The organism is Pedobacter sp. ok626, assembly GCF_900100435.1.
Classification (GTDB): Bacteria; Bacteroidota; Bacteroidia; order Sphingobacteriales; family Sphingobacteriaceae; genus Pedobacter.
Genome location: NZ_FNEX01000012.1, coordinates 111,996 through 132,947, shown reverse-complemented (window position 1 = coordinate 132,947; position 20,952 = coordinate 111,996). Strand labels below are relative to the sequence as shown.

The following is a 20,952-nucleotide window of genomic DNA, read 5'->3' as shown; positions in this document are numbered from 1 at the left end:
TCATAATTACTATGGTTTTAAATATATGGCGGACAACAAAGTATTAATCGTAGATGATGATAACCGGAATATTTTTGCTTTAACAGCCGTTTTAAAGGCAAGAGGTTATCAATGTGTATCTGCTACAGGAGCAGAAGAAGGGCTTGAAATTCTTAAGAATGATAGCGATATTGCTGTGGTGTTAATGGACATGATGATGCCCGGCTTGGATGGGTATGAGGCCATGGCAATAATGAGGAATAATCCGGAACTAAAGGATGTGCCAGTGATTGCGGTTACAGCACAAGCGATGCTTGGGGATAAGGAACGTTGTTTGAATGCAGGTGCTGTTGGTTATATTTCCAAGCCAATAAATGTGGATGAACTAATTAGGATGCTAAATCTTTACGTTTTAACAGAATAGAATTTGGAAGTATCAGTAATTACCGATGAACACGTAGAAATATTGCTCTCTGATCTTTTGGAGCAGTATGGTTACGATTTTACCGGTTATTCAAGGGCATCTATAAAAAGACGCATTTCCAGAATCTATGCTTTAGATCGAGCGTTAAGCTTTGCTGAATTTAGATACATGATTTTAAACGATCAGGTCTATTTTAAAAGATTTGTGGAGCAGATTACGGTTAATGTGACGGAAATGTTTAGAGATCCATCTTTCTTTCGGAAATTGAGAGAGGAAGTGTTGCCCAAGCTGGGTACTTATCCTTTAATCAGGATATGGCTTGCCGGCTGCTCTACTGGAGAAGAGGCCTATTCTATTTCTATTATTTTGAAGGAGTTGAATTTGCTGCATAAATCACTGATTTACGCAACTGATCTTAATCCCACCGTGCTGGAAAAAGCTTCCCAAAGCATGTTTGCCATCAGTCAAATGCAGCAGTATTCAGAAAACTACATTTTATCTGGAGGCACCAAAGACTTTTCCAGTTACTATACCGCTAGTTATTCTTTGGCAAAGTTTGATGATGAATTAAAGCGTCGGATTGTATTTTCCACCCATAATTTGGTTTCTGATCATTCCTTCAATGAATTCCAACTAATTCTTTGTCGAAATGTACTGATCTATTTCAATCGGGATTTGCAACATAATGTGCTCGATTTATTCGATAATAGTCTAGATGAACTGGGGTATCTGGCACTGGGGTCAAAGGAGACGGTAGAATTTTCGAGGATTTCCAAAAGATATAAGCGCTTACCAGGAGAAAAAATATGGAGAAAAGTCGGCTGATGAGAAAATGTAAAGCATTTATAATTGGGGGCTCGGCGGGTAGTCTGGAGGTATTACTCAAGGTACTCCCAAATGTTAGAACTGATATTCCCTTTCCAATTATCATTGTGGTTCACAGAAAACATGGAACGGACTCTTTGCTGCCGGCGCTGCTTTCAACGCGCACGGAGCTTAAGGTTAAGGAAGTGGATGAAAAAGAAGAGATAAAGGCAGGAACGGTTTATGTCGCGCCCTCAGATTATCATTTACTCATAGAGCAGAATGAAACCTTTTCTTTGGATTACTCCGAAAAGATAAATTATTCCAGACCGGCAATTGATGCCACATTTCAAACCGCTGCAGAGGTATACAACACCAAACTTGCTTGTTTGCTGCTTTCAGGATCAAATTCTGATGGAGTAAATGGGTTAAAATGTGTAAAATCCTGGGGTGGTACTACCTTAATTCAAGACCCGGATTCGGCGCAGGTGGCCTATATGCCTGCCCAGGCTCAACTTAATGTGGCAATAGATCAGGTACTTATGATTGAAGATATTGCAGAATTCATAAATTTGCTATCTTAAGCCATATATTTTACACAGACTATGAACAAGAAGGTATTCGTATTTGACGATAATGTTGACATTTTGGAATTGTGTACTATTATTTTGGAAGATGCTGGCTACGATATTAAAACGTCTTCCACATCCAATAATATTATAGATCAGGTAATGACTTTTACGCCTGATATTATCTTTATGGATAACTGGTTGCCAGATGTTGGGGGGATAGAGGCGACAAGAGCCTTAAAGGCACACGCGGTATTGAAAGATATTCCAGTGATCTATTTTTCTGCCAATAACGATGTAAAGTCACTGGCTGACCAGGCGGGGGCAGATGGGTATCTATCCAAGCCCTTCGATATCGAAGAGCTTGAAAAGATCATCAGTAAACATTTGGTTATTTAACACCCAAAACATCTACGCCCTGTTCGAATACAACATCTACAGGGATTCCTCTTTTAGTTAATTTATCAAGATCGGCCTGTAACTCAGGAGTAATTACGGCTTTTTCACGTTGTGTTTTTTCAACAGCAGCTTTGTCTCCGTTACCTTGAAGCGTAATGATTAAGTTGCTTAGCTTGTTCATTGAATCTTCAAACTTAACGAAGTCTACTTTGTAGGTTCCATTTTCATTTCGTATAAATGCGCCATTGTCTTTAAAAAAGTTAAAGCATTGCATATTCGCTTTTCCATGAGCACTTGCAGCTCCAAACCTTACTGAGCGAAGAATGCCGGCCATATAAGTTGTATAGAATTGCTTAATGTCACCCTCAAGTTCGCCTTTTTTAAGTAGTCCGGTTACCATATAAAGACCTAAAACATCTGCTTTGCCTTCTTCTAACCACGAATATTGTTCTTGGAGTGCCTCTTTAACAAAGCCTTTGCCGGTTACAGTCTTTTTAATACCCAATCCATGTGCTACCTCATGAAACATCACATTGGCAAAGAAAGCGTCAAAGTTGATGTATTGAAGCTGGTCCTTATCTATCAGTTCTTTAGCGATAGGCATCATAATCTTATCGAATTTGGCTTTCATGGCATTTTTCAACTGAGAACGTCTGGTCCCCTTTTTTTGTTGAATTACCTCATCATTCGGAAGATTAACTGCGATCGTTTTAGAACCGGCATTACAATCACCTGCATAGTACACCACATCATAAGCATTCAGTTCTGAATCCGTTCCGGGTTTTTCAGCTTTGTATTTTGCATCAACCGGGAGTCCTTTCTGTAAATCAGGTAACATACTTACATATTTTTCCAGTTTTTTACTCCATACTTTATCCTTTACCAGCACATACGCCTCATAAGAAGCGCGGGCATTGAACAACTTATCTTCATAGTTCTCGATCGGGCCAATGATTAGGTCAAGTGTATTGGTTTTCATATCCAACCAGGCATAATCACTAGCGGTATAATTATCAGAAAGTAGCGCATCAGCACGTAGGTTAAGGTATTTCTTTAATCCTGCATCATCGGCAAGTAAAGCTGCCTGTTTCAATAAACTGGAAGCTTTTTGTAGTTCTGTAGCGTATAGAACATGATAAGGAATGGAAATAAGCTTACCCTTGTCGTCTTTTCTAATCACCGAGTATTGACCAGATTTATCTTTTACATCAGAGTTTTTAAGTTCTTCTTTGGTCATACCAGCTGGGTAAAAGGTAGCGCCATCCGGTTTTGGGCCAATGCCATAAATGAATGGTTTGTCTCCATTTAACCTATCCCAAGGTCCATAATTGATCAAAAGGAAGTCCCTGGCTTTTTCATCCTTAATGGTACTTAACAGACTATCGCGCTGAGGATACGCTTGTTGCCAGAATAATTCATCCATAATCTTGGCTGCCTGTATCATTAATGGTAGTATTTTCCGGTCATTTACAGAAAGATCATTAATGTTGGTTGTCAACTTAACTTTTTCGTAAATAGCCAGACGCTCGTCTACATACTTTTGCAAACTATCTTCAGTGGAGGAATGTTTTGTTGTTTTTTGATCGTTATTTCCCTGAGGGCCAGAGCATGAAGCTATCCCCATGACAATTGAGCATCCAGCAATAAAAACAGTTGCTTTGCTTATGTGTTTCATATATCAGTTAGTTTTAAATAGGTTATGAGACCGCCAGGATACCATGGGATTCATATATCGAATTATTTGCGGCTAAAATAGTAAAAAATAGTAATTTCACATTCTCTATCCCCTTAATATGGTACAGCACTATAAAATTACAAAAATTGGGCTCGTAATCGGTTCTTTATTTTTATTTGTTGCCTGCTCTACAAACAAGTACGCAGCAACGGAGAAAATCTACAAAGATAAGGCCAAAGCTTTTTCTGAGATCATTAAGACTGTGCCGCCTCCAGAACAAAAAATCGACGGGCTTGATCCCACCATACAATCCTGGGTAGGATCAATTAATTTCGGTATCCGCAAGCCTAATTTTGTCATCATTCACCATACCGCCCAAAACTCTACTCAACAAACGATCAATACATTTCTTGTCAAAGGGAAAAGTGAAGTGAGTTCACATTATATCGTTGGTAAAGATGGCGTGGTTGTGCAAATGGTAAATGATTACTTGCGCGCTAATCATGCCGGGATAGGGAAGTGGGGAAACACGAGTGATCTGAACTCTTCTTCAATAGGGATAGAACTGGATAATAACGGCATTAATCAACCCTTTACCGATGCACAGATCAGAAGTCTGCTTGGGCTTTTGGATGCTTTAAAGAAGCGCTATAACATTCCTACGGCTAATTTTATCGGGCATGCAGATATTGCACCGGGAAGGAAAAATGATCCAAAGAATTTTCCCTGGAAGGTTTTGTCGAAGAAAGGGTTTGGCCTTTGGTATGATGATGTTTTAAATTTACCCCCAGAAGATTTTAACGCAGAGTTGGCATTGAGGGTGATTGGTTATGATACCCGTAACCTGCCTGCAGCTATTGAGGCTTTCAAAATCCATTTTGTGCAAACAGATATTACGCAGGTACTCACACCGGCAGATAGACTGATTTTGTATAATTTGTATAAGAAATACATGTAAACAAAAGAGGCGCTTTAGAAAGCGCCTCTTTTGTTTTTACTTATTTCCTTTTGCCCAGGCATCCTTTAAAGATACTGTGCGGTTAAATACCAGGTGTTCTGGTGTGGAATCTTTATCCAGGCAGTAATAGCCTTTTCTGATGAACTGATAGCCGGCATCCTTATCGGCTGTAGCCAGATAAGGCTCAATATAAGCCTGTTTAATTACCTCTATACTGTTTGGGTTCAGGTAATCCTTAAAGTCCCCTTCTTCCCCGTCAGGAGACTCTACAGTAAACAAACGATCGTACATCCTGATCTCAGCGCTCTTCGCATGTTTGGTACTTACCCAATGGATCGTTCCTTTTACGTTGATGCCGCTCGTATCTTCACCGCTCTTAGATTCAGGGATGTATGTACACTGTATTTCAGTTACATTTCCTTCCGCATCTTTCACAAAGTTCTCACATTTAACAATGTAAGCATGTTTAAGGCGTACCATTGCACCAGGTGCAAGTCTGAACCATTTTTTTGCAGGTTCTTCCATGAAATCTTCACGCTCAATCCACAGCTCGTTACTAAATGGAATTTCTCTGCTTCCGCCTTTGTCTTCAGCTTCAGGGTTGTTTTCTCCAATTAATATTTCGCCTTGCCCTTCCGGATAATTGGTGATCACCAATTTTATTGGATCTAAAACGGCCATTACGCGATTGGCAGTTTTATTCAAATGCTCACGAACACAGAATTCCAAAAGACTAAGTTCAATGATGTTCTCTCTTTTGGCAACGCCAATTCTTTCACAAAACTCACGGATACTTTCTGGAGTATATCCACGTCTTCTTAATCCGCTAATTGTGGGCATTCGAGGGTCATCCCAGCCACTTACCACACCTTCATTAACCAATTGAAGCAATTTACGTTTGCTCATTACGGTATAAGAAAGGTTTAAACGTGCAAATTCGTATTGTTTAGAAGGGTAGATCTCTAATTTTTCAATGCACCAGTCATACAGCTCTCTATGAGAAACGTATTCCAATGTACAGATGGAGTGGGTAATAGTTTCAATGCTGTCACTTTGACCATGAGCAAAGTCATACATTGGGTAAATACACCATTTGTTACCTGTACGGTGATGCTCAGCGTGTTTAATGCGATAAATTACAGGATCACGCATGATCATGTTTGGACTGGCCATATCTATTTTGGCCCTTAAAGTACATGCGCCATCTTCAAACTCGCCGTTTTTCATACTGGTAAACAAATCCAGGTTTTCCTGAATGCTGCGGTTCCTGTATGGGCTCTCTTTACCCGGCTCGGTTGGTGTACCCTTTAATGCTGCAATTTCCTCAGCTGTACTGTGATCTACATAAGCTAAGCCTTTTTCAATTAGCTTAACAGCATATTCGTACAGTGTATCAAAGTAATCAGAAGTATATAGTTCGTTTTTCCATTCAAAACCAAGCCATTTGATATCAGCTTGCTGACTGTCCACGTATTCTGTTTTTTCGGTTACTGGGTTGGTATCATCAAACCTTAAGTTTGTGTAGCCCCCGTATTTTTTTGTTAAACCAAAGTTTAAACAAATGGCTTTAGCATGGCCAATGTGTAAATATCCATTAGGTTCAGGTGGAAAACGGGTGATTAACGTCTTGTATTTTCCGCTATTTAAATCGTTCTCAATGATCTCTTCAATAAAGTTCAATGATCTTTCCTCACTCATATCAGCTGTAAATTTTTGGTCAAAGTTAACATAAAACGGCTAATTTACTTACATTTACAACCTACTTATTAGCATAAAATATGAGCAATGCACTAAAAAGGCCCATCCGGGTTTTAGTGGCCAAGGTTGGATTAGATGGTCATGACAGGGGAGCAAAAGTAATCGCTACTTCTTTAAGGGATGCAGGTATGGAGGTTATTTATACCGGATTGCGCCAAACTCCTGAAATGGTGGTGAATACGGCCCTACAAGAGGATGTTGACGCAATTGGCGTTTCCATTTTATCTGGCGCCCACATGACTGTATTTCCAAAGATTGTGGAGATCATGAAACAGAAAAACGTAACAGATGTTTTGCTTACCGGTGGTGGAATTATACCCGAGAAAGATATGGGTAAGCTTAAGGAAATTGGAGTGGGAGAGCTATTTGCTCCGGGAACGACAATGGAGACTATTGTTAATTATATTAAAAACTGGGTTGCTGAAAACAGAAATTTTTAGATCATGACTTATCAAAATATTTTATCCGAATTAAAAGAACAGATTTTATATGTAACCATTAACCGGGAGCATAAACTAAATGCTTTAAATAAAGAAACATTGGCCGAATTGGCCGACGTGATTGCTGTTGCCACACAGCAGGAAGAGATAAGAGGTGTTCTTTTAACCGGAGCCGGAGAAAAAGCTTTTGTAGCCGGGGCTGATATTTCGGAGTTCTCTGATTATAATGGTCAGCAAGGCGAAGAATTGGCCAGGAATGGTCAGGCACTTGTTTTTGATGCTATAGAAAAGTGTCCTAAACCAGTCGTAGCTGCGATTAACGGTTTTGCCCTTGGTGGTGGATTAGAATTGGCTATGGCTTGTCATATTCGTGTTGGTGCTGACCATGCAAAATTGGGTCTGCCAGAAACTTCACTCGGTTTGATCCCTGGATACGGTGGTACTCAACGCTTAGCACAAATCGTAGGCAAAGGAAAAGCCATTGAAATGATTGCTACCGCTGATATGATTTCTGCAGTAGATGCCGAAAAAATCGGATTGCTAAACTATGTGGTTCCTCAGTCAGAACTTATCGCGAAAGCAGAAAGTATCTTAAATAGGGTGAAATTACGCGCTCCTCTAGCAATTGCAGCTGCAATAAAATCTGTCAATTCCGCATTTGATTTTGAAGGGGATGGATTTGAAACTGAAATAAAGGAATTCGGAAAGTGTTTTAATACAGAAGATTTTAAAGAAGGTACGCGTGCTTTTTTAGAAAAAAGAAAACCAGCTTTTCAGGGTAAATAGTTGATTTTTACAATATAACGGCGTTTTTTTCTTTTTCATCCCCCAATTTTAGGATTCAGGTTGGGGGAATGTCCACACAAAAAAGTGTAGAAAATATTTCCCATAACAAAAAAAAGCACATATATTTATCTCAGTATTATTCAATAAATACCTATGAGAAAAATATTAATTGTTGACGATGAAATAAATATTGGGATACTATTATCTAAATTTTTAACACGTAATTCATTCAGTGTATCAACAGCGACGAGTGGTGTTTCAGCGATGGAATATCTGTCCAAAGAGTATTACGATTTAGTTTTATGCGATTACCGGCTGGAAGATACCGATGGTAAAGAGATGTTAATCAAAATCAAGGAAAAGTATCCCAGGACAGGGGTAATCATTATAACGGGTTATTCTGACATCAAGTTGGCTGTAGAATTAATCAAACTTGGCGCTTATGATTATATCACTAAGCCGCTTTATCCTGATGAGATTCTAAATACGATTAACAAATCGATTGAGACACAGATGGCGCTTAATGCTGATCCTTTGCCTGAAGTTTCTGAGACACCAAAGCAAAGATTCCAAAAGCATATTTATAGCCAAACGGATAATTTTGTAGCTGGCCAAAGTAATGCTTCAAAGCATTTATTAAAACAGATCCAATTGGTAGCACCAACTTCCTATAGTGTAATTTTAACAGGTGAAAGTGGTACTGGAAAGGAATCTGTTGCTAAGGCGATCCATTTAAACAGTCCAAGGCGCGATAATCCATTTGTGGCTATGGACTGCGGTTCTTTGACCAAAGAGTTGGCTGGTAGTGAGTTTTTTGGACACGAAAAAGGATCCTTTACGGGAGCTTTGTACACTAAAATCGGACATTTTGAAATGGCCAATGGTGGAACACTCTTTTTGGATGAGGTAGGAAATCTTTCCTATGATATTCAGGCCGCCTTGCTAAGAACTGTTCAGGAGCGTAAAATCAAACGCATTGGCAGTACTAAAGAAATTGATCTTGATGTAAGGATTATTGTTGCAACGAACGAGAATCTGGCAAATGCCATTCAAAAAGGAAAGTTTAGGGAAGATTTATACCACCGCTTTAACGAGTTTTCTATTGATCTTCCCCCTTTAAGTCAGCGTGGAAGAGATATTTTGATATTTGCAAATACATTTCTGGAAGTTGCCAATCAGGAACTTAGTCGAAATGTGCTGGGCTTTTCGCAAGAGGTTGAGGAATGCTTTTTAACCTATAACTGGCCAGGTAATGTAAGGGAGCTGAAAAATGTAATCAGAAGGGCTACCTTGTTGACGGAGTCTCAGGAAATTCAACTGAAGGCGCTTCCATTAGAGATTTCGACCTATGCAAAGGCTAATGCGATTGAAACGACCATGTCGCGCACTGAGCGCCCGAGGGACTTAAAAAATGCGGCATTAGAGGCAGAATATGAGGCTATTTTAAAAGTGCTGCGAGAAGTTAATTTTAACAAAACGAAAGCTGCTAAAATTCTGAATATAGATAGAAAAACACTTTACAATAAGATGAGGGCTATTAACCTGGACAAATAAATCGCATTAAAAATATGTCAATTTTCAACTATAAGCAACGGAATAATATCAACCTGGTTATTATCATAGCATTAGGTTGTTTAATTGCCTATTCCTTGCAGGGGATTTTTGGCTCAATTTTAAGTACGCTAGTATTATTTACGATTTTACGGCCAGCCTTTATGTATCTGGTTGATGTTAAGCACTGGAATAAGAGCTTTTCAGCTGTGCTATTGCTTGCAATTTCAGTTATTGTACTCATTCTTCCATTTTATGCCCTAAGTGCGATGGTGATTAAAAAAATCGCTGAACTGCAAAATGATCCGGCTTATTTTAAGGACCTCCTTTTTAAGGTCCAACATTTGGTTCCAGTAGGAGAGAATGTTGAAAGACTAATTGGAGAGGGTTTAAAAAAGACCAGTACCTGGGCTACGGAACTGTTCCCCTCGCTCATTTCAGGTGCATTTAATATTGTACTGGGTCTGCTATTGATGTATTTTTTACTGTACTTTATGTTGGTAGAAAGGGAACGGTTTGAGAGCGCATTGATAAAGTATGCCCCTTTTAGGGCACAAAATGCCCAAAGGTTTGCCGAGGAGATGCGGAACACCACTTATGCAAATGTGTTGGGGCAGGGTTTTATTGCTATGGTTCAGGGAGGCTTGTTAGGCCTTTCTTTTTTTGTGTTAGGTTATTCCGATCCTGTATTTTGGGGGGTAATAACCACTTTTATCTCTTTTGTGCCTGTATTGGGACCACCTATTATTTTTGTTCCTGGAGCCTTAATACAAATTGCCAATGGCAATGATTTCAGTGGATGGGCAATGTTGGCATTCGGTTTCCTGGTGATTATCAACATTGATAATGTCCTGAGGCTCATCATTGCAAAAAAAGTTGGAAATATTCATCCCATTATAACCGTAATTGGCGTAGTTATTGGTGTACCCTTGTTTGGAATACTTGGGCTGGTTTACGGCCCGCTATTGTTGTCATATTTTATACTGCTAATTAAAATATACGAAACAAGTTCAATGGCTTCGGAAAGATTGGAAAGAATTAAAACAATTTCTGAACACGAAGGGTTGTAATAGTAGTGTTCCGGAGAATAAATATATCGTTAACCATTAAAATTTAAATGTTATGAATGATAATTCAAAAGTGTTAGTTGGATTGTTGGTTGGATTAGCTGCCGGCACCGCACTAGGTTTGCTGTTTGCTCCGGAAAAGGGCAGTGAAACCAGAGATAGATTAAGTCAATCTTTAAAAGATCTTGGTGATTCTATTAAAGATAAGGCTGCAGATGAGATTAATAATCTGAGTAATTTAAAAGATAAAGTAGTTAGCTCTGTTAAAAGTAAGCTTCGTCAGTCTGAGGACGAATTTGTTGACGACGATCTGGAACACGCTTAAAAACTAGCAAAAACCACATCATAATGCAGGAAAATAAAGAAAAGAGTATTGAAGGCTTGTTTGACGATGCCAAAGATTATATAGATACGCGAATAGAGTATACCAGGTTATATCTGGTAGAAAAAATCGCGAAGATATTTGCCGATCTGGTAACGAATGCCGCAGTTGTCATTTGCTTTATTTTGGCTTTTTTGTTTGGTACGTTTACTTTGGCCCTCTTTTTATCGGATGTGTTAGGTAGTTATGCTCGTGGTTTTGGCTGTGTAGCTGCTATCTATTTGCTACTGGCGTTCATTGTGTATTATACCAAAGAGAAGTATATCGAAAAGGCAATAATTAACTTTACCATTAGGAATTATTTTAATAAACTGGCCGACAAGGATGAAGAAGAAGATCAGAAAATATAACATCAATAACCTTGATGATCTACATGCTATGGTTTCTACTTTAAAGGCCGAACATGAGCTTAAAGGTGACTTATTGCTTAAGGATACCAAAGGGTACCTCAATCAGTTTACCATAAGTGGACTGATCAAGCGCTATGCCACACCTTCAGCTTTCCTTAAAATAGATGATAAGCTGAACCTCAGCAGTAGCATTATGTCTATGGTATTGCCTTTTTTAATGAATACAACTTTATTTAGAGGCTCAGGATTTTTAACTAAAACACTGGTTGGTTTGGCTTCAAATAAAGTGGGAAAAACATTGGATGCGGAACATATCTCCGCTATTTTCAATTCCATTAAATCCTGGTTTAGCAGTAAAAAAAGTAAAGATGAAAAGACGCCACAATATGTGGATTACGGGATCCCTCCCGATAGTGAGACTTATTAAAACAATAAAGCCAGGCTAAATAGTCTGGCTTTATTGTTTTTAAGTTTAATACTGTGATTAAACTGTCGATTTTATTTTTAATTCATTCAATTGCTTATCATCAATTGTAGAAGGACTATCAATCATTACGTCTCTTCCCGAGTTGTTTTTAGGGAAAGCGATTACATCACGGATGCTGTCCAGACCAGCGAAAATAGAGCATAGCCTATCAAATCCAAAGGCAATACCACCATGTGGAGGTGCACCAAACTCAAAAGCGTCCATTAAGAAACCAAATTGTTTCTGAGCCTCTTCTGTTGAGAAGCCTAAGTGTTTAAACATTAAGGCTTGCAAGGCTCTGTCATGGATACGGATAGAACCACCACCGATTTCAGTACCATTTACGACCATGTCGTATGCATTCGCTCTTACATTTCCAGGATCTGTATCCAATAAAGCAATATCTTCCGGTTTTGGAGAAGTGAAAGGATGGTGCATGGCATGGTAACGCTCTGATTCCTCATCCCATTCTAGCAACGGGAAATCAAGCACCCAAAGGGCACTGAATTTGTTTTTATCGCGTAAACCTAAGCGGGTTCCCATTTCCAGACGTAGCTCGCTCAATTGTTTGCGTACTTTATCTGTATTTCCGGCCATTAGAAGTGCTAAGTCACCAGGTTGGGTGTTTAGGGCTGCCGACCACTTTTTAAGCTCGTCTTCGCTGTAAAATTTGTCTACAGAAGATTTTAATGAACCATCTTCATTGTGTCTCATGTAAATCAAGCCTGTAGCTCCAATTTGCGGACGTTTAATGAAATCAGTCAATTCATCAACCTGCTTGCGTGTATAGCTTGCACAACCAGTAGCATTGATTCCAATTACAAGTTCAGCATTGTCAAATACAGGGAAATCTTTCCCTTTTACCAGTTCAGTCAGTTCTACAAACTGCATCTCAAAACGGGTGTCGGGTTTATCGGAACCATATAAACGCATGGCATCAGCATATTGCATTCTTTGAACTTCCGGCAAATCAAAGTTTTTCAGGTCTTTGAATAAGGTACGGATCAATCCTTCAAATGTATTCAATATATCTTCCTGCTCAATAAACGACATTTCGCAATCGATCTGGGTGAATTCAGGTTGTCTATCCGCGCGTAAATCTTCATCTCTAAAGCATTTAACGATTTGGAAATATCTATCGAATCCAGAAACCATTAAAAGTTGCTTAAAGGTTTGTGGCGATTGAGGTAAAGCGTAAAATTCGCCAGCGTTCATTCTGCTTGGGACCACAAAATCTCTTGCACCTTCTGGTGTAGATTTGATCAATACTGGAGTTTCAACTTCAATAAAATCTAATCCATCCAAATAACGACGAACAGCTTGTGCCATTTTATGACGTAAAATCATGTTATTGCGGACAGGATTTCTACGCAAGTCTAAATAACGATATTTCATACGTAAATCATCACCACCATCTGTTTCATCATCAATCATGAAAGGAGGTAGTTTTGCCGCATTTAACACTTCAAGCGCAGTGATTTTTATTTCCACTTCACCTGTTGGCATTTTAAGATTTTTGTTAGAACGCTCTACCACTTGTCCGATTGCTTTGATCACAAATTCACGACCTAGATTACGAGCAGCTTCGCACAAATCACGGTTATCATCCATATTGAAAACCAGTTGAGTGATGCCGTATCTGTCACGAATGTCTATAAAAGTCATTCCTCCTAAATCTCTTGATTTCTGAACCCAGCCACACAGGGTTACGTTTTCGCCCAGGTTCTTAATGGTTAAAGCGCCGCAAGTAGTTGTTCTTAACATTATTATTAATTCTTAAGCGGCAAAAATATTCATTTTGAACCACATATTTCAAACCGGAATGATTTTACTTATTATATTCAAGAATTTTTAAATAAAGATGCAACGTTTCTGAATTTACATTGTCATATATAACGAATAAGAAAATATTGGAAATCGCATACATAGATAGGCACGTCGCTCTTGTAGATCAATGCAGGAAGGGAGACCGTAAGGCACAATTTGAAATTTACAAATTGTATGCTAAGGCTATGTATAATGTGGCGTATAGAATTGTGAATTTTGACGAAGAAGCGGAGGATGTTTTGCAGGAGGCTTTTTTAGATGTTTTTACAAGGATTGACAGTTTTAGAGGTGAAACGACATTTGGCTTGTGGTTAAAACAAATTGTGATCAATAAATCCATCAATCAGCTAAGAAAACGGAAGGTTGATTTTGTAAATATTGATGAGGTGGAGGTCGCAGAGGAGGAGGAAGCTGATTTAGGTGATTTGGAGTTAAAGGCAGAGGAAATCAGGCAAGCGATTATGAGTCTTCCTGATAGGTATCGGGTCGTGTTGAGTTTATATCTGCTTGAGGGTTATGATCACAGTGAGATTGCTCATGTATTAAAGATTTCTGAAGGGACGTCACGCTCACAATTTATGCGGGCCAAATTAAAATTGAATGATTTTTTGATAAAGGGAGGGGTAAAAGATGAAAAATGTTGAGGATTACGTAAGAAAAAATAAGGCAGATTTCGATGTGGAAATGCCGTCAGATAAACTTTGGGGAAGAATTGAGGTTAGGTTGAATCAACAAAAAATAAATAGCAATAGGAAATTTCCGTTTTGGTTGCGCATAGCTGCGTCGATCTTGTTGGTTGGAGGGCTTGCCTATTTATTCAAGTTCTATAGCGGAAATAGCCGATCTGAACTTTCGGCGGTAAATTCAGGATACAAAAAAGAGGAAATGAAGTTTGCCAGCTTAATTGAGGAAAAAAAGGACAGCTTGCTGATTTATGCAAAAGATAATCCTGATTTGTATAAAAAATTTAGTGAAGATCTTGATGGATTGGATAAGGATTATGAACGGTTAAAAAAGGAATTGCAGCATAGCCCGGATCGAAGATTGGTTGTTAAGGCGATGGCTCAAAATCTGGAAACCCAATTGCAGATTGTCAGCCAGCAATTATCCGTGATCAGTCAGGTCGATAATTATAGAAGGGAAAATCAAATATGAAAGGGTTAAGGGGAATAATTAGCATTATCATTTGTCTTGTTGGATCTATCGGAAGTCAGTGTATTTATGCTGCTGAGACAACATTGGATCCAAACACTAGGACTGGTTCGCCAGTAGGACACGGAATTGATGAGCAGGATCCTGGGGTAAGTAAAATCAGCAAGACCTTTGCTGTAAATGCATCTGATAAAGTTATTTTAGATAACCAGTATGGCACATTAAACGTTAGAACATGGAACAAGAACGAGGTGCGGCTTGATGTGATTGTGTACGGGAGTCCTGAATTGGATGCCCGAAAATTATCAGAGTTTGTTACCGTAAATGCCATTAAAAAGGAGGGGGTAGTAATTTTAGACACAAAACTTTCTGGTAATAAACGGCTAAATGGGAAGAAAATCAGGGTAGAGTTTATGGTCTATATGCCTCAGACGAACAACCTGAAGCTATCACATCAATACGGAAACGTAAGTATAGGTGATTTTACAGGTTCAGTCGTTGCGGGAGTACAGTACGGAAATTTCTCAGCAGGAGATCTGAAAAATGGCAATAATGATCTTTCCATTAGCTATGGGAGCACGACGATTAAAAGTATCAACAAGGCAAAAATTTCGCAGGAATATGGAAATGGTTTAACGATAGGAAGCGTTGGGACATTGTCTCTTAATTCGTCTTATGCGGCTGTAAAGATCAATACGATTCTAGAAAAAGCCAATATTTCACTGGAATATGGCGCGGGGCTGGTTATCGGCACAGTTGGGCAACTGACGCTGGATGCTGCTTATGCCAATGTTCGAATCGGGACAATTAAGAATTATGCTAAAATTTCGCATCAATACAGCAACCTCAACATAGGTGTAGCTAATGGAGTAAATTTAAATGCACAATACAGCGATGTAACGCTGGGGCGTTTAAATGGCGATGCTAAGCTGAATATCCAATACAATAGTTTAAATATTGATGATGTAAATGTTGATTGTCAGTCCTTAATTGTTGACTGTGCTTATGTGAAAACCAACATTAAATTTAGTAGTAATTATAATGGCAGTTTAGACGCGTCCACCAGCAATTCATCGCTTAATTACGGGGCCGGAATTTCAGTGAGAGTTGAAGGCGATAAACAGAATAAACGATATGTGGGTAAGATAGGTGCTGGTGGCAATGCGAAAGTAAATCTGGTTACCAGCTACGGATCGACGGTGATCAATTAAATAAATTAGGGTACACAACGCAGCAGCTTGTTGATTTATCAGCAAGCTTTTTTATATCTTAGCGGCTATAAAACTACCATATGGAACTTTTAAGCAGCCCAGAAGCCTGGATCTCTCTTTTAACCCTTACTGTTCTCGAGATCGTTTTGGGGATAGATAACATCATCTTTATTTCTATTCTGTCTGGTAAACTACCTGCACATCAACAAAAAAAAGGGCGTCAGGTTGGTTTGGCTTTAGCAATGATCACTCGCGTTTTATTGCTTTTGTCCCTTACCTGGGTAATGAGCTTAACCGCACCATTGTTTAACCTGGGCTCGCTGATCAATATAGCGGATTCAGAATGGCTTGGTAAACTGGCTATATCTGGTCGAGATCTCATCCTGATTATCGGGGGATTGTTCTTGATCTATAAAAGCACACATGAGATTCATGACAAGCTGGAAAGCGAAGAAGAGAAGGAAATCAAGGGAAAAGTATATTCTTTTTCTGGGGTGATTATCCAGATCTTACTGTTAGATATTGTTTTCTCTTTGGATTCTGTAATTACTGCTGTAGGCATGGCGGAGCATGTAGAAATTATGATTGCCGCAGTGGTTATCGCTGTGATTATCATGATGATGTCTGCAAGTACAATTAGCAATTTCGTAAATAACCACCCTACGGTAAAAATGCTGGCTTTATCCTTCCTGTTGCTAATTGGCGTTTCGCTATTGGCCGAAGGATTTGATCAACATATACCAAAAGGATACATTTACTTTGCTATGGCCTTTTCCATTTTAGTAGAAATGTTGAATTTGAAGATGAAGAAAAATGCGAAGAAGCCCGTTGCGCTTCGCAATGTCCCTAATGAACACGAAAATAAAGCCTAATTTTTCTCAATGATTTCTTTTTTTGAGGCCTCACTGGCCGAATTATCCATACACCGTATCGGAAATAAATCCGAAGATGAGTTTTATGTATTGTCTGAAAAATCCATAGCGATCAGAGACATTACATTGAGTAATTTACTACAACAGTATTTTCTAAGTCCGTACGAAAAGGTAAATGAAGTTTACCGCTTTATTCATCCCAACGGTGATCTTAACCTGAATGAAGCTTATCATTTCGCAGAAGAGATATTTGCAAATGGCGAAACCTTTCATGAAAACAGCAAGCAGCTGGCTAAGTATCTTTATGATGTATCTGGACATCCAAAAATTAAATCTGGGGAGCTATATGTAGCCTATTTCGAGAATGTACAGATCGAAGGCGAACTCCATGATGCGATCGGAATCTTTAAATCTGAAACGAAAGAAAGCTATTTAAAAGTTTTTCCTGAGCAAGACGGCTTTGGCTTAAGCTATGAGCAGGAGGGTATCAACATCAATAAACTGGATAAAGGTTGTTTAATTTTTAATACGGATAGGGAAGAAGGGTATAAAGTTGCTGTGATTGACCAACGAAGTGCAGAGGCTGTATACTGGAAGGACGAGTTCTTGAAACTTAAAATCAGAAATGACAGTTATAATCAAACTGCAGGTGTTTTAGGCGTATATAAAAACTTTGTAACTGAGAAGCTGGACCAGGAATTTGATATTTCAAAGGCCGATAAAATAGATTTGCTCAATAAATCGATGAAATACTTCAAAGAGAAGGAAAGCTTTGATATAGAGGAGTTTTCTAATGAGGTGATTGGTAATGCGGAGGGGATAGAGTCATTTAAAACTTATAAAAAGAATTTTGAAGAGGAGTTTGATCAGCCTATTCCGGATAGCTTTGACATTTCAGGTGCTGCGGTAAAAAAACAAGCCCGAGCTTATAAAAGCGTATTAAAGCTGGATAAGAACTTCCATATTTATATTCATGGCGACAAAGAGCTTATCGAAAAGGGTTTTGATGATGATAAATACATGAATTATTATAAGGTTTTCTTTAAAGAAGAAGAATAATGTAGTATGGGTTTGGTTTTAGAATAAGCATAATAATGCTAATTTTTAAATAAAACCCGCTTAATTTTTCGATACTGTGAAAAATGTTTGAATTATTCTAGCATTTTTATGGAAATGCTTTGCTCATAGTTGGAAATAAATGGTAGATTTATTTTTTAAGTCAAACGTTTTAAACCAAATATGAGTCAAGAACCACAACAAAGCAGTATTTTTAAAGTTATAGGCGCCTCCTCCCTGGGGACGCTGATTGAATGGTATGATTTCTACATTTTCGGAAGTCTAGCCACTATTATTGGATCCCAATTATTTCCCGCAGACGCTGGTGCCTCTGCCTTAATTAACACATTAGCTATTTTTGCTGCTGGTTTTATTGTGCGTCCTTTTGGAGCATTGGTATTCGGTCGCCTTGGCGATTTGATTGGCAGAAAATATACCTTCTTGTTAACCCTTGTATTAATGGGCGGTTCGACCTTTTTAATCGGATTGATCCCTTCTTATTCAAGCATCGGTTATGCAGCACCCATATTGGTGTTAATATTAAGACTGATACAGGGCTTGGCCCTCGGCGGTGAATACGGTGGTGCGGCGACTTACGTTGCTGAACATGCGCCGGCCCACAAAAGAGGTTTTTTTACCAGCTGGATTCAAACTACCGCTACCGGAGGATTATTTCTATCTCTGGGGATCATCGTATTGACTAAAAATTTGGTCGGTGCAGAAGGTTTTGCTGATTGGGGCTGGAGAATACCATTCCTGCTATCTATTCTATTGGTTGGTGTTTCTATCTACATCAGGATGAAGATGCACGAATCGCCAATGTTTACCAAGTTAAAATCAGAAGGAAAAGTATCTAAAAACCCACTAAAAGAGAGTTTTAATAATAAAACGAATTTTAAAATGGTATTGCTTGCCCTGTTTGGAGCTACAATGGGGCAGGGGGTAATTTGGTATACAGGGCAGTTTTACGCTCAATCCTTTATAGAAAATACCTGCCACGTTGATTTTAACGATTCAAGGTATATCCTTTTATGGGGAATTGCTTTTGCTACCCCATTCTTTGTGATCTTTGGTTCCTGGAGTGATAAAGTAGGTCGTAAGTGGATTATGCTAGCAGGGATGCTGTTGGGTGTAATATTTTACAGACCGATTTATCAGATTTTTCTGGATGACACCGATGTTTCTAAGGTAGAACAAAAGGATATCAAAGAGATTTCTAATCCAGTAGTTACCAGAACTGCTGTTGTAGGAACAACTGACAGTTTGATTACGACCACTTCAATGGTTACATTATTGGATGGGATGTCATTTAACAAGATTCAATCACATACTAAGTTCGCGGATGCCAATAAGCCAGCAGTAGAATTACCGGATGTTTATAAAGACAAAAAGCTATCTACTCCTATTTTTTGGAAGTTTGTATTGTTGATTTTCTTCCAGATATTATTGGTTACAATGGTTTATGGACCGATAGCGGCCTTTTTAGTCGAGCTGTTCCCTACAAAGATCAGGTATACGTCTATGTCGTTGCCTTATCACGTTGGTAATGGTGTTTTTGGGGGCTTGGTGCCGTTTATTGCGACGCTTATTGTTAGTTTTTCGGGGGCTACGCCTTTGTCTGGCTTATGGTATCCAATTGGGATAGCAGCTTTGAGTCTTGTTATAGGAACCGTGTATTTGTCTAATAAAAAGCCTGATCATAACGAGGCTGAATCAGAAAACCATTAAAATATTCAGATTATGAACGCAATAAAGAAAGCATTAGGAATAGTTTGGATCATATTGGGTCCTGCATCTATCATATTTATGTTTATGCAAGCCATAGAAAAAGTAGGCTTAGCCGAAGCAGGGGTGCATAAAACAAATACAGCATTACAATGGGGGATTATCCTCTTCATTTTTATACCCATCAGCGCAGGACTGGTCATATTTGGCTATTATGCACTGAAAGGAGAGTATGACAAATTGCCGGAAGATTAGTCCTGTCATAAAGAGGCCCGTTATCTATATCAGATAACGGGCCTCTCTTTTTTGTGCTTAAAGTACTCTTAGTAGTAATCCTTTCAGGTATTCTCCTTCTGAGAAGGAGATTCTTACCGGGTGATCTTCAGGTTGGCTAAACTGTTTAATGATCTGAACTTCTCTGCCAGCATCTAATGCAGCCCAGGCAATGATCTGTTTAAAAGTTTCCAGATCTACAGCTCCCGAGCAGGAATAGGTAGCCAATATGCCGCCTTTTTTGAGCAGAAGCATGCCAAGCCTGTTTAAGTCTTTATAAGCTCTTGCAGCCCGGTCTAAAGCCGATCTGGAAGGCGCATATTTAGGGGGATCTAATACGAGGACATCAAAAGTTTTACCTTCTTCTTTAAAAGCACGGAGTTGTTTGTTCACATCCGATTGGATGCTGCTTTGTTTATCTTCGCTAAAGCCGTTAAGCCCAAGGTTATGTTTTAAAGTTTCAATGGCCAGTGCTGAGCTATCTACGCTGGTTACATGGGCAGCGCCGTATTTTAGGCTATTTAAAGTAAAACCACCGCTATAGCAAAAGCAATCCAATACGGTTTTGTCTTTTGTGTAGGCAGCAAGGATCTGTCTATTATCGCGTTGGTCGCAATAAAACCCGGATTTTTGACCATCAGCGATATTGATATGATACAAAATACCATTTTCTTTTACTTCAATAAATTCAGGTGGCGTTTCTCCCCAAAGTAAGCCTTGTGCAGGCTCCAGGTTTTCGTGCTTACGCGCGCCAGCGTCGCTTTTATCGAATATTCCTTTAGGGTTTAGCTCTTGCTTTAAAATATCAATGATATCTTCCTGTACCGCCTCTATTCCTGCGCTTGATACCTGCAGAGATAGGAAATCGCCATATTTGTCTACAATAAGTCCAGGTAAAAAATCAGCTTCGCTAAATACCAATCTGCAGGTGTTGGTGTCCGCATTCAATAGGTGGGCACGGGATTCAATAGCGGCCTTTAGCTTTTGCTGATACCAGCTTTTATCTATGGTAATGCTTTCATCCCATTCTAATAAGCGTAATGCTACCCTTGATTGATCGTTGTAAAAGGCATAAGCAAGAAATTCTTTTTCTGCTGATCTTACGATGACCACCTCGCCATTTTCTGGCTTTCCTTTAATTTTATCAATTGCACCAGAGAAAATCCAGGGATGGCGCAGCATAGCAGCTTTTTCTTTGCCTTTTTTAAGTATTACATCGATCATCATG

The 20,952-nt window shown here is 39.0% G+C and carries 23 protein-coding genes; 19 read left to right on the top strand and 4 right to left on the bottom strand.

The features are described 5' to 3' along the window. Positions 1-25: 25 nt before the first annotated feature. From BLS35_RS17055 to BLS35_RS17040, 4 genes are read left to right on the top strand one after another with little or no spacing between them, the layout of a single operon-like run. The gene (locus BLS35_RS17055; protein ID WP_090783266.1) at positions 26-403 is read left to right on the top strand and encodes a response regulator; all 378 of its coding nucleotides are present in this window, start codon (positions 26-28) and stop codon (positions 401-403) included. Between the two features lie 3 nt (positions 404-406). After that, positions 407-1,228: a CheR family methyltransferase gene (locus BLS35_RS17050; protein ID WP_090783264.1), complete on the top strand. Its 822-nt coding sequence runs from the start codon at positions 407-409 to the stop codon at positions 1,226-1,228. Further along, entirely contained in the window at positions 1,228-1,791 is a 564-nt protein-coding gene (locus BLS35_RS17045) for a chemotaxis protein CheB (RefSeq protein ID WP_254778943.1), read from the top strand. Before BLS35_RS17050 ends, BLS35_RS17045 begins: the two co-directional genes overlap by 1 nt. Before the next feature lie 21 nt (positions 1,792-1,812). Continuing rightward, positions 1,813-2,175 (top strand): response regulator, encoded by a 363-nt coding sequence (locus BLS35_RS17040; RefSeq protein ID WP_090783260.1) that lies wholly within the window; start codon positions 1,813-1,815, stop codon positions 2,173-2,175. Here BLS35_RS17040 and BLS35_RS17035 read toward each other — a convergent pair. After that, on the bottom strand, positions 2,168-3,850 hold the full coding sequence (locus BLS35_RS17035) for a dipeptidyl-peptidase 3 family protein (protein ID WP_090783258.1): 1,683 nt from the start codon (positions 3,848-3,850) through the stop codon (positions 2,168-2,170). The genes BLS35_RS17040 and BLS35_RS17035 overlap by 8 nt on opposite strands. A gap of 118 nt (positions 3,851-3,968) precedes the next feature. Between BLS35_RS17035 and BLS35_RS17030 the strand changes: the two genes are divergently transcribed. After that, positions 3,969-4,808: an N-acetylmuramoyl-L-alanine amidase gene (locus tag BLS35_RS17030; protein ID WP_090783256.1), complete on the top strand. Its 840-nt coding sequence runs from the start codon at positions 3,969-3,971 to the stop codon at positions 4,806-4,808. Positions 4,809-4,844: 36 nt separating this feature from the next. Here the strand turns inward: BLS35_RS17030 and BLS35_RS17025 are convergent, their stop codons facing one another. Beyond that, entirely contained in the window at positions 4,845-6,506 is a 1,662-nt protein-coding gene (locus BLS35_RS17025) for a glutamine--tRNA ligase/YqeY domain fusion protein (protein ID WP_090783254.1), read from the bottom strand. 80 nt (positions 6,507-6,586) lie between these two features. Here BLS35_RS17025 and BLS35_RS17020 point away from each other — a divergent pair, with 80 nt between their 5' ends. From BLS35_RS17020 to BLS35_RS16990, 7 genes are all read left to right on the top strand, one after another. After that, complete coding sequence (locus BLS35_RS17020) at positions 6,587-7,006, top strand: cobalamin B12-binding domain-containing protein (RefSeq protein WP_090783252.1); 420 nt, start codon at positions 6,587-6,589, stop codon at positions 7,004-7,006. 3 nt (positions 7,007-7,009) lie between these two features. Further along, a complete protein-coding gene (locus BLS35_RS17015; protein ID WP_090783250.1) occupies positions 7,010-7,792 on the top strand; it encodes an enoyl-CoA hydratase/isomerase family protein in 783 nt (260 codons plus the stop codon). A gap of 153 nt (positions 7,793-7,945) precedes the next feature. After that, entirely contained in the window at positions 7,946-9,346 is a 1,401-nt protein-coding gene (locus BLS35_RS17010) for a sigma-54-dependent transcriptional regulator (RefSeq protein ID WP_090783248.1), read from the top strand. A gap of 14 nt (positions 9,347-9,360) precedes the next feature. Beyond that, a complete protein-coding gene (locus BLS35_RS17005; protein ID WP_090783246.1) occupies positions 9,361-10,413 on the top strand; it encodes an AI-2E family transporter in 1,053 nt (350 codons plus the stop codon). Positions 10,414-10,465: 52 nt separating this feature from the next. Beyond that, the gene (locus tag BLS35_RS17000) at positions 10,466-10,735 is read left to right on the top strand and encodes a YtxH domain-containing protein (protein WP_090783244.1); all 270 of its coding nucleotides are present in this window, start codon (positions 10,466-10,468) and stop codon (positions 10,733-10,735) included. Positions 10,736-10,758: 23 nt separating this feature from the next. Continuing rightward, complete coding sequence (locus BLS35_RS16995) at positions 10,759-11,142, top strand: phage holin family protein (protein WP_165973334.1); 384 nt, start codon at positions 10,759-10,761, stop codon at positions 11,140-11,142. Continuing rightward, on the top strand, positions 11,117-11,569 hold the full coding sequence (locus BLS35_RS16990; RefSeq protein WP_090783240.1) for a hypothetical protein: 453 nt from the start codon (positions 11,117-11,119) through the stop codon (positions 11,567-11,569). The genes BLS35_RS16995 and BLS35_RS16990 overlap by 26 nt, the downstream gene beginning before the upstream one ends. A gap of 57 nt (positions 11,570-11,626) precedes the next feature. Here the strand turns inward: BLS35_RS16990 and aspS are convergent, their stop codons facing one another. Beyond that, the gene (gene aspS, locus BLS35_RS16985) at positions 11,627-13,372 is read right to left on the bottom strand and encodes an aspartate--tRNA ligase (protein ID WP_090783238.1); all 1,746 of its coding nucleotides are present in this window, start codon (positions 13,370-13,372) and stop codon (positions 11,627-11,629) included. A gap of 146 nt (positions 13,373-13,518) precedes the next feature. Here aspS and BLS35_RS16980 point away from each other — a divergent pair, with 146 nt between their 5' ends. From BLS35_RS16980 to BLS35_RS16950, 7 genes are all read left to right on the top strand, one after another. After that, the gene (locus tag BLS35_RS16980) at positions 13,519-14,079 is read left to right on the top strand and encodes an RNA polymerase sigma factor (RefSeq protein ID WP_090783236.1); all 561 of its coding nucleotides are present in this window, start codon (positions 13,519-13,521) and stop codon (positions 14,077-14,079) included. Next, positions 14,066-14,590 carry a hypothetical protein gene (locus BLS35_RS16975; protein ID WP_090783234.1) on the top strand — a complete coding sequence of 175 codons (525 nt, stop codon included), beginning with the start codon at positions 14,066-14,068 and terminating at the stop codon, positions 14,588-14,590. Before BLS35_RS16980 ends, BLS35_RS16975 begins: the two co-directional genes overlap by 14 nt. Next, on the top strand, positions 14,587-15,798 hold the full coding sequence (locus BLS35_RS16970; protein WP_090783232.1) for a hypothetical protein: 1,212 nt from the start codon (positions 14,587-14,589) through the stop codon (positions 15,796-15,798). Before BLS35_RS16975 ends, BLS35_RS16970 begins: the two co-directional genes overlap by 4 nt. An 80-nt stretch (positions 15,799-15,878) precedes the next feature. Beyond that, positions 15,879-16,670: a TerC family protein gene (locus BLS35_RS16965; RefSeq protein ID WP_090783230.1), complete on the top strand. Its 792-nt coding sequence runs from the start codon at positions 15,879-15,881 to the stop codon at positions 16,668-16,670. A 9-nt stretch (positions 16,671-16,679) separates the two neighbouring features. Next, a complete protein-coding gene (locus tag BLS35_RS16960; protein ID WP_090783228.1) occupies positions 16,680-17,729 on the top strand; it encodes a nucleoid-associated protein in 1,050 nt (349 codons plus the stop codon). A 180-nt stretch (positions 17,730-17,909) separates the two neighbouring features. After that, a complete protein-coding gene (locus BLS35_RS16955; RefSeq protein ID WP_090783226.1) occupies positions 17,910-19,454 on the top strand; it encodes an MFS transporter in 1,545 nt (514 codons plus the stop codon). A 12-nt stretch (positions 19,455-19,466) separates the two neighbouring features. Beyond that, positions 19,467-19,706 carry a DUF6814 family protein gene (locus BLS35_RS16950; RefSeq protein ID WP_090783224.1) on the top strand — a complete coding sequence of 80 codons (240 nt, stop codon included), beginning with the start codon at positions 19,467-19,469 and terminating at the stop codon, positions 19,704-19,706. A 57-nt stretch (positions 19,707-19,763) separates the two neighbouring features. Here BLS35_RS16950 and BLS35_RS16945 read toward each other — a convergent pair whose 3' ends face one another. Further along, entirely contained in the window at positions 19,764-20,948 is a 1,185-nt protein-coding gene (locus BLS35_RS16945; RefSeq protein ID WP_090783443.1) for a class I SAM-dependent rRNA methyltransferase, read from the bottom strand. Positions 20,949-20,952: the final 4 nt, after the last annotated feature.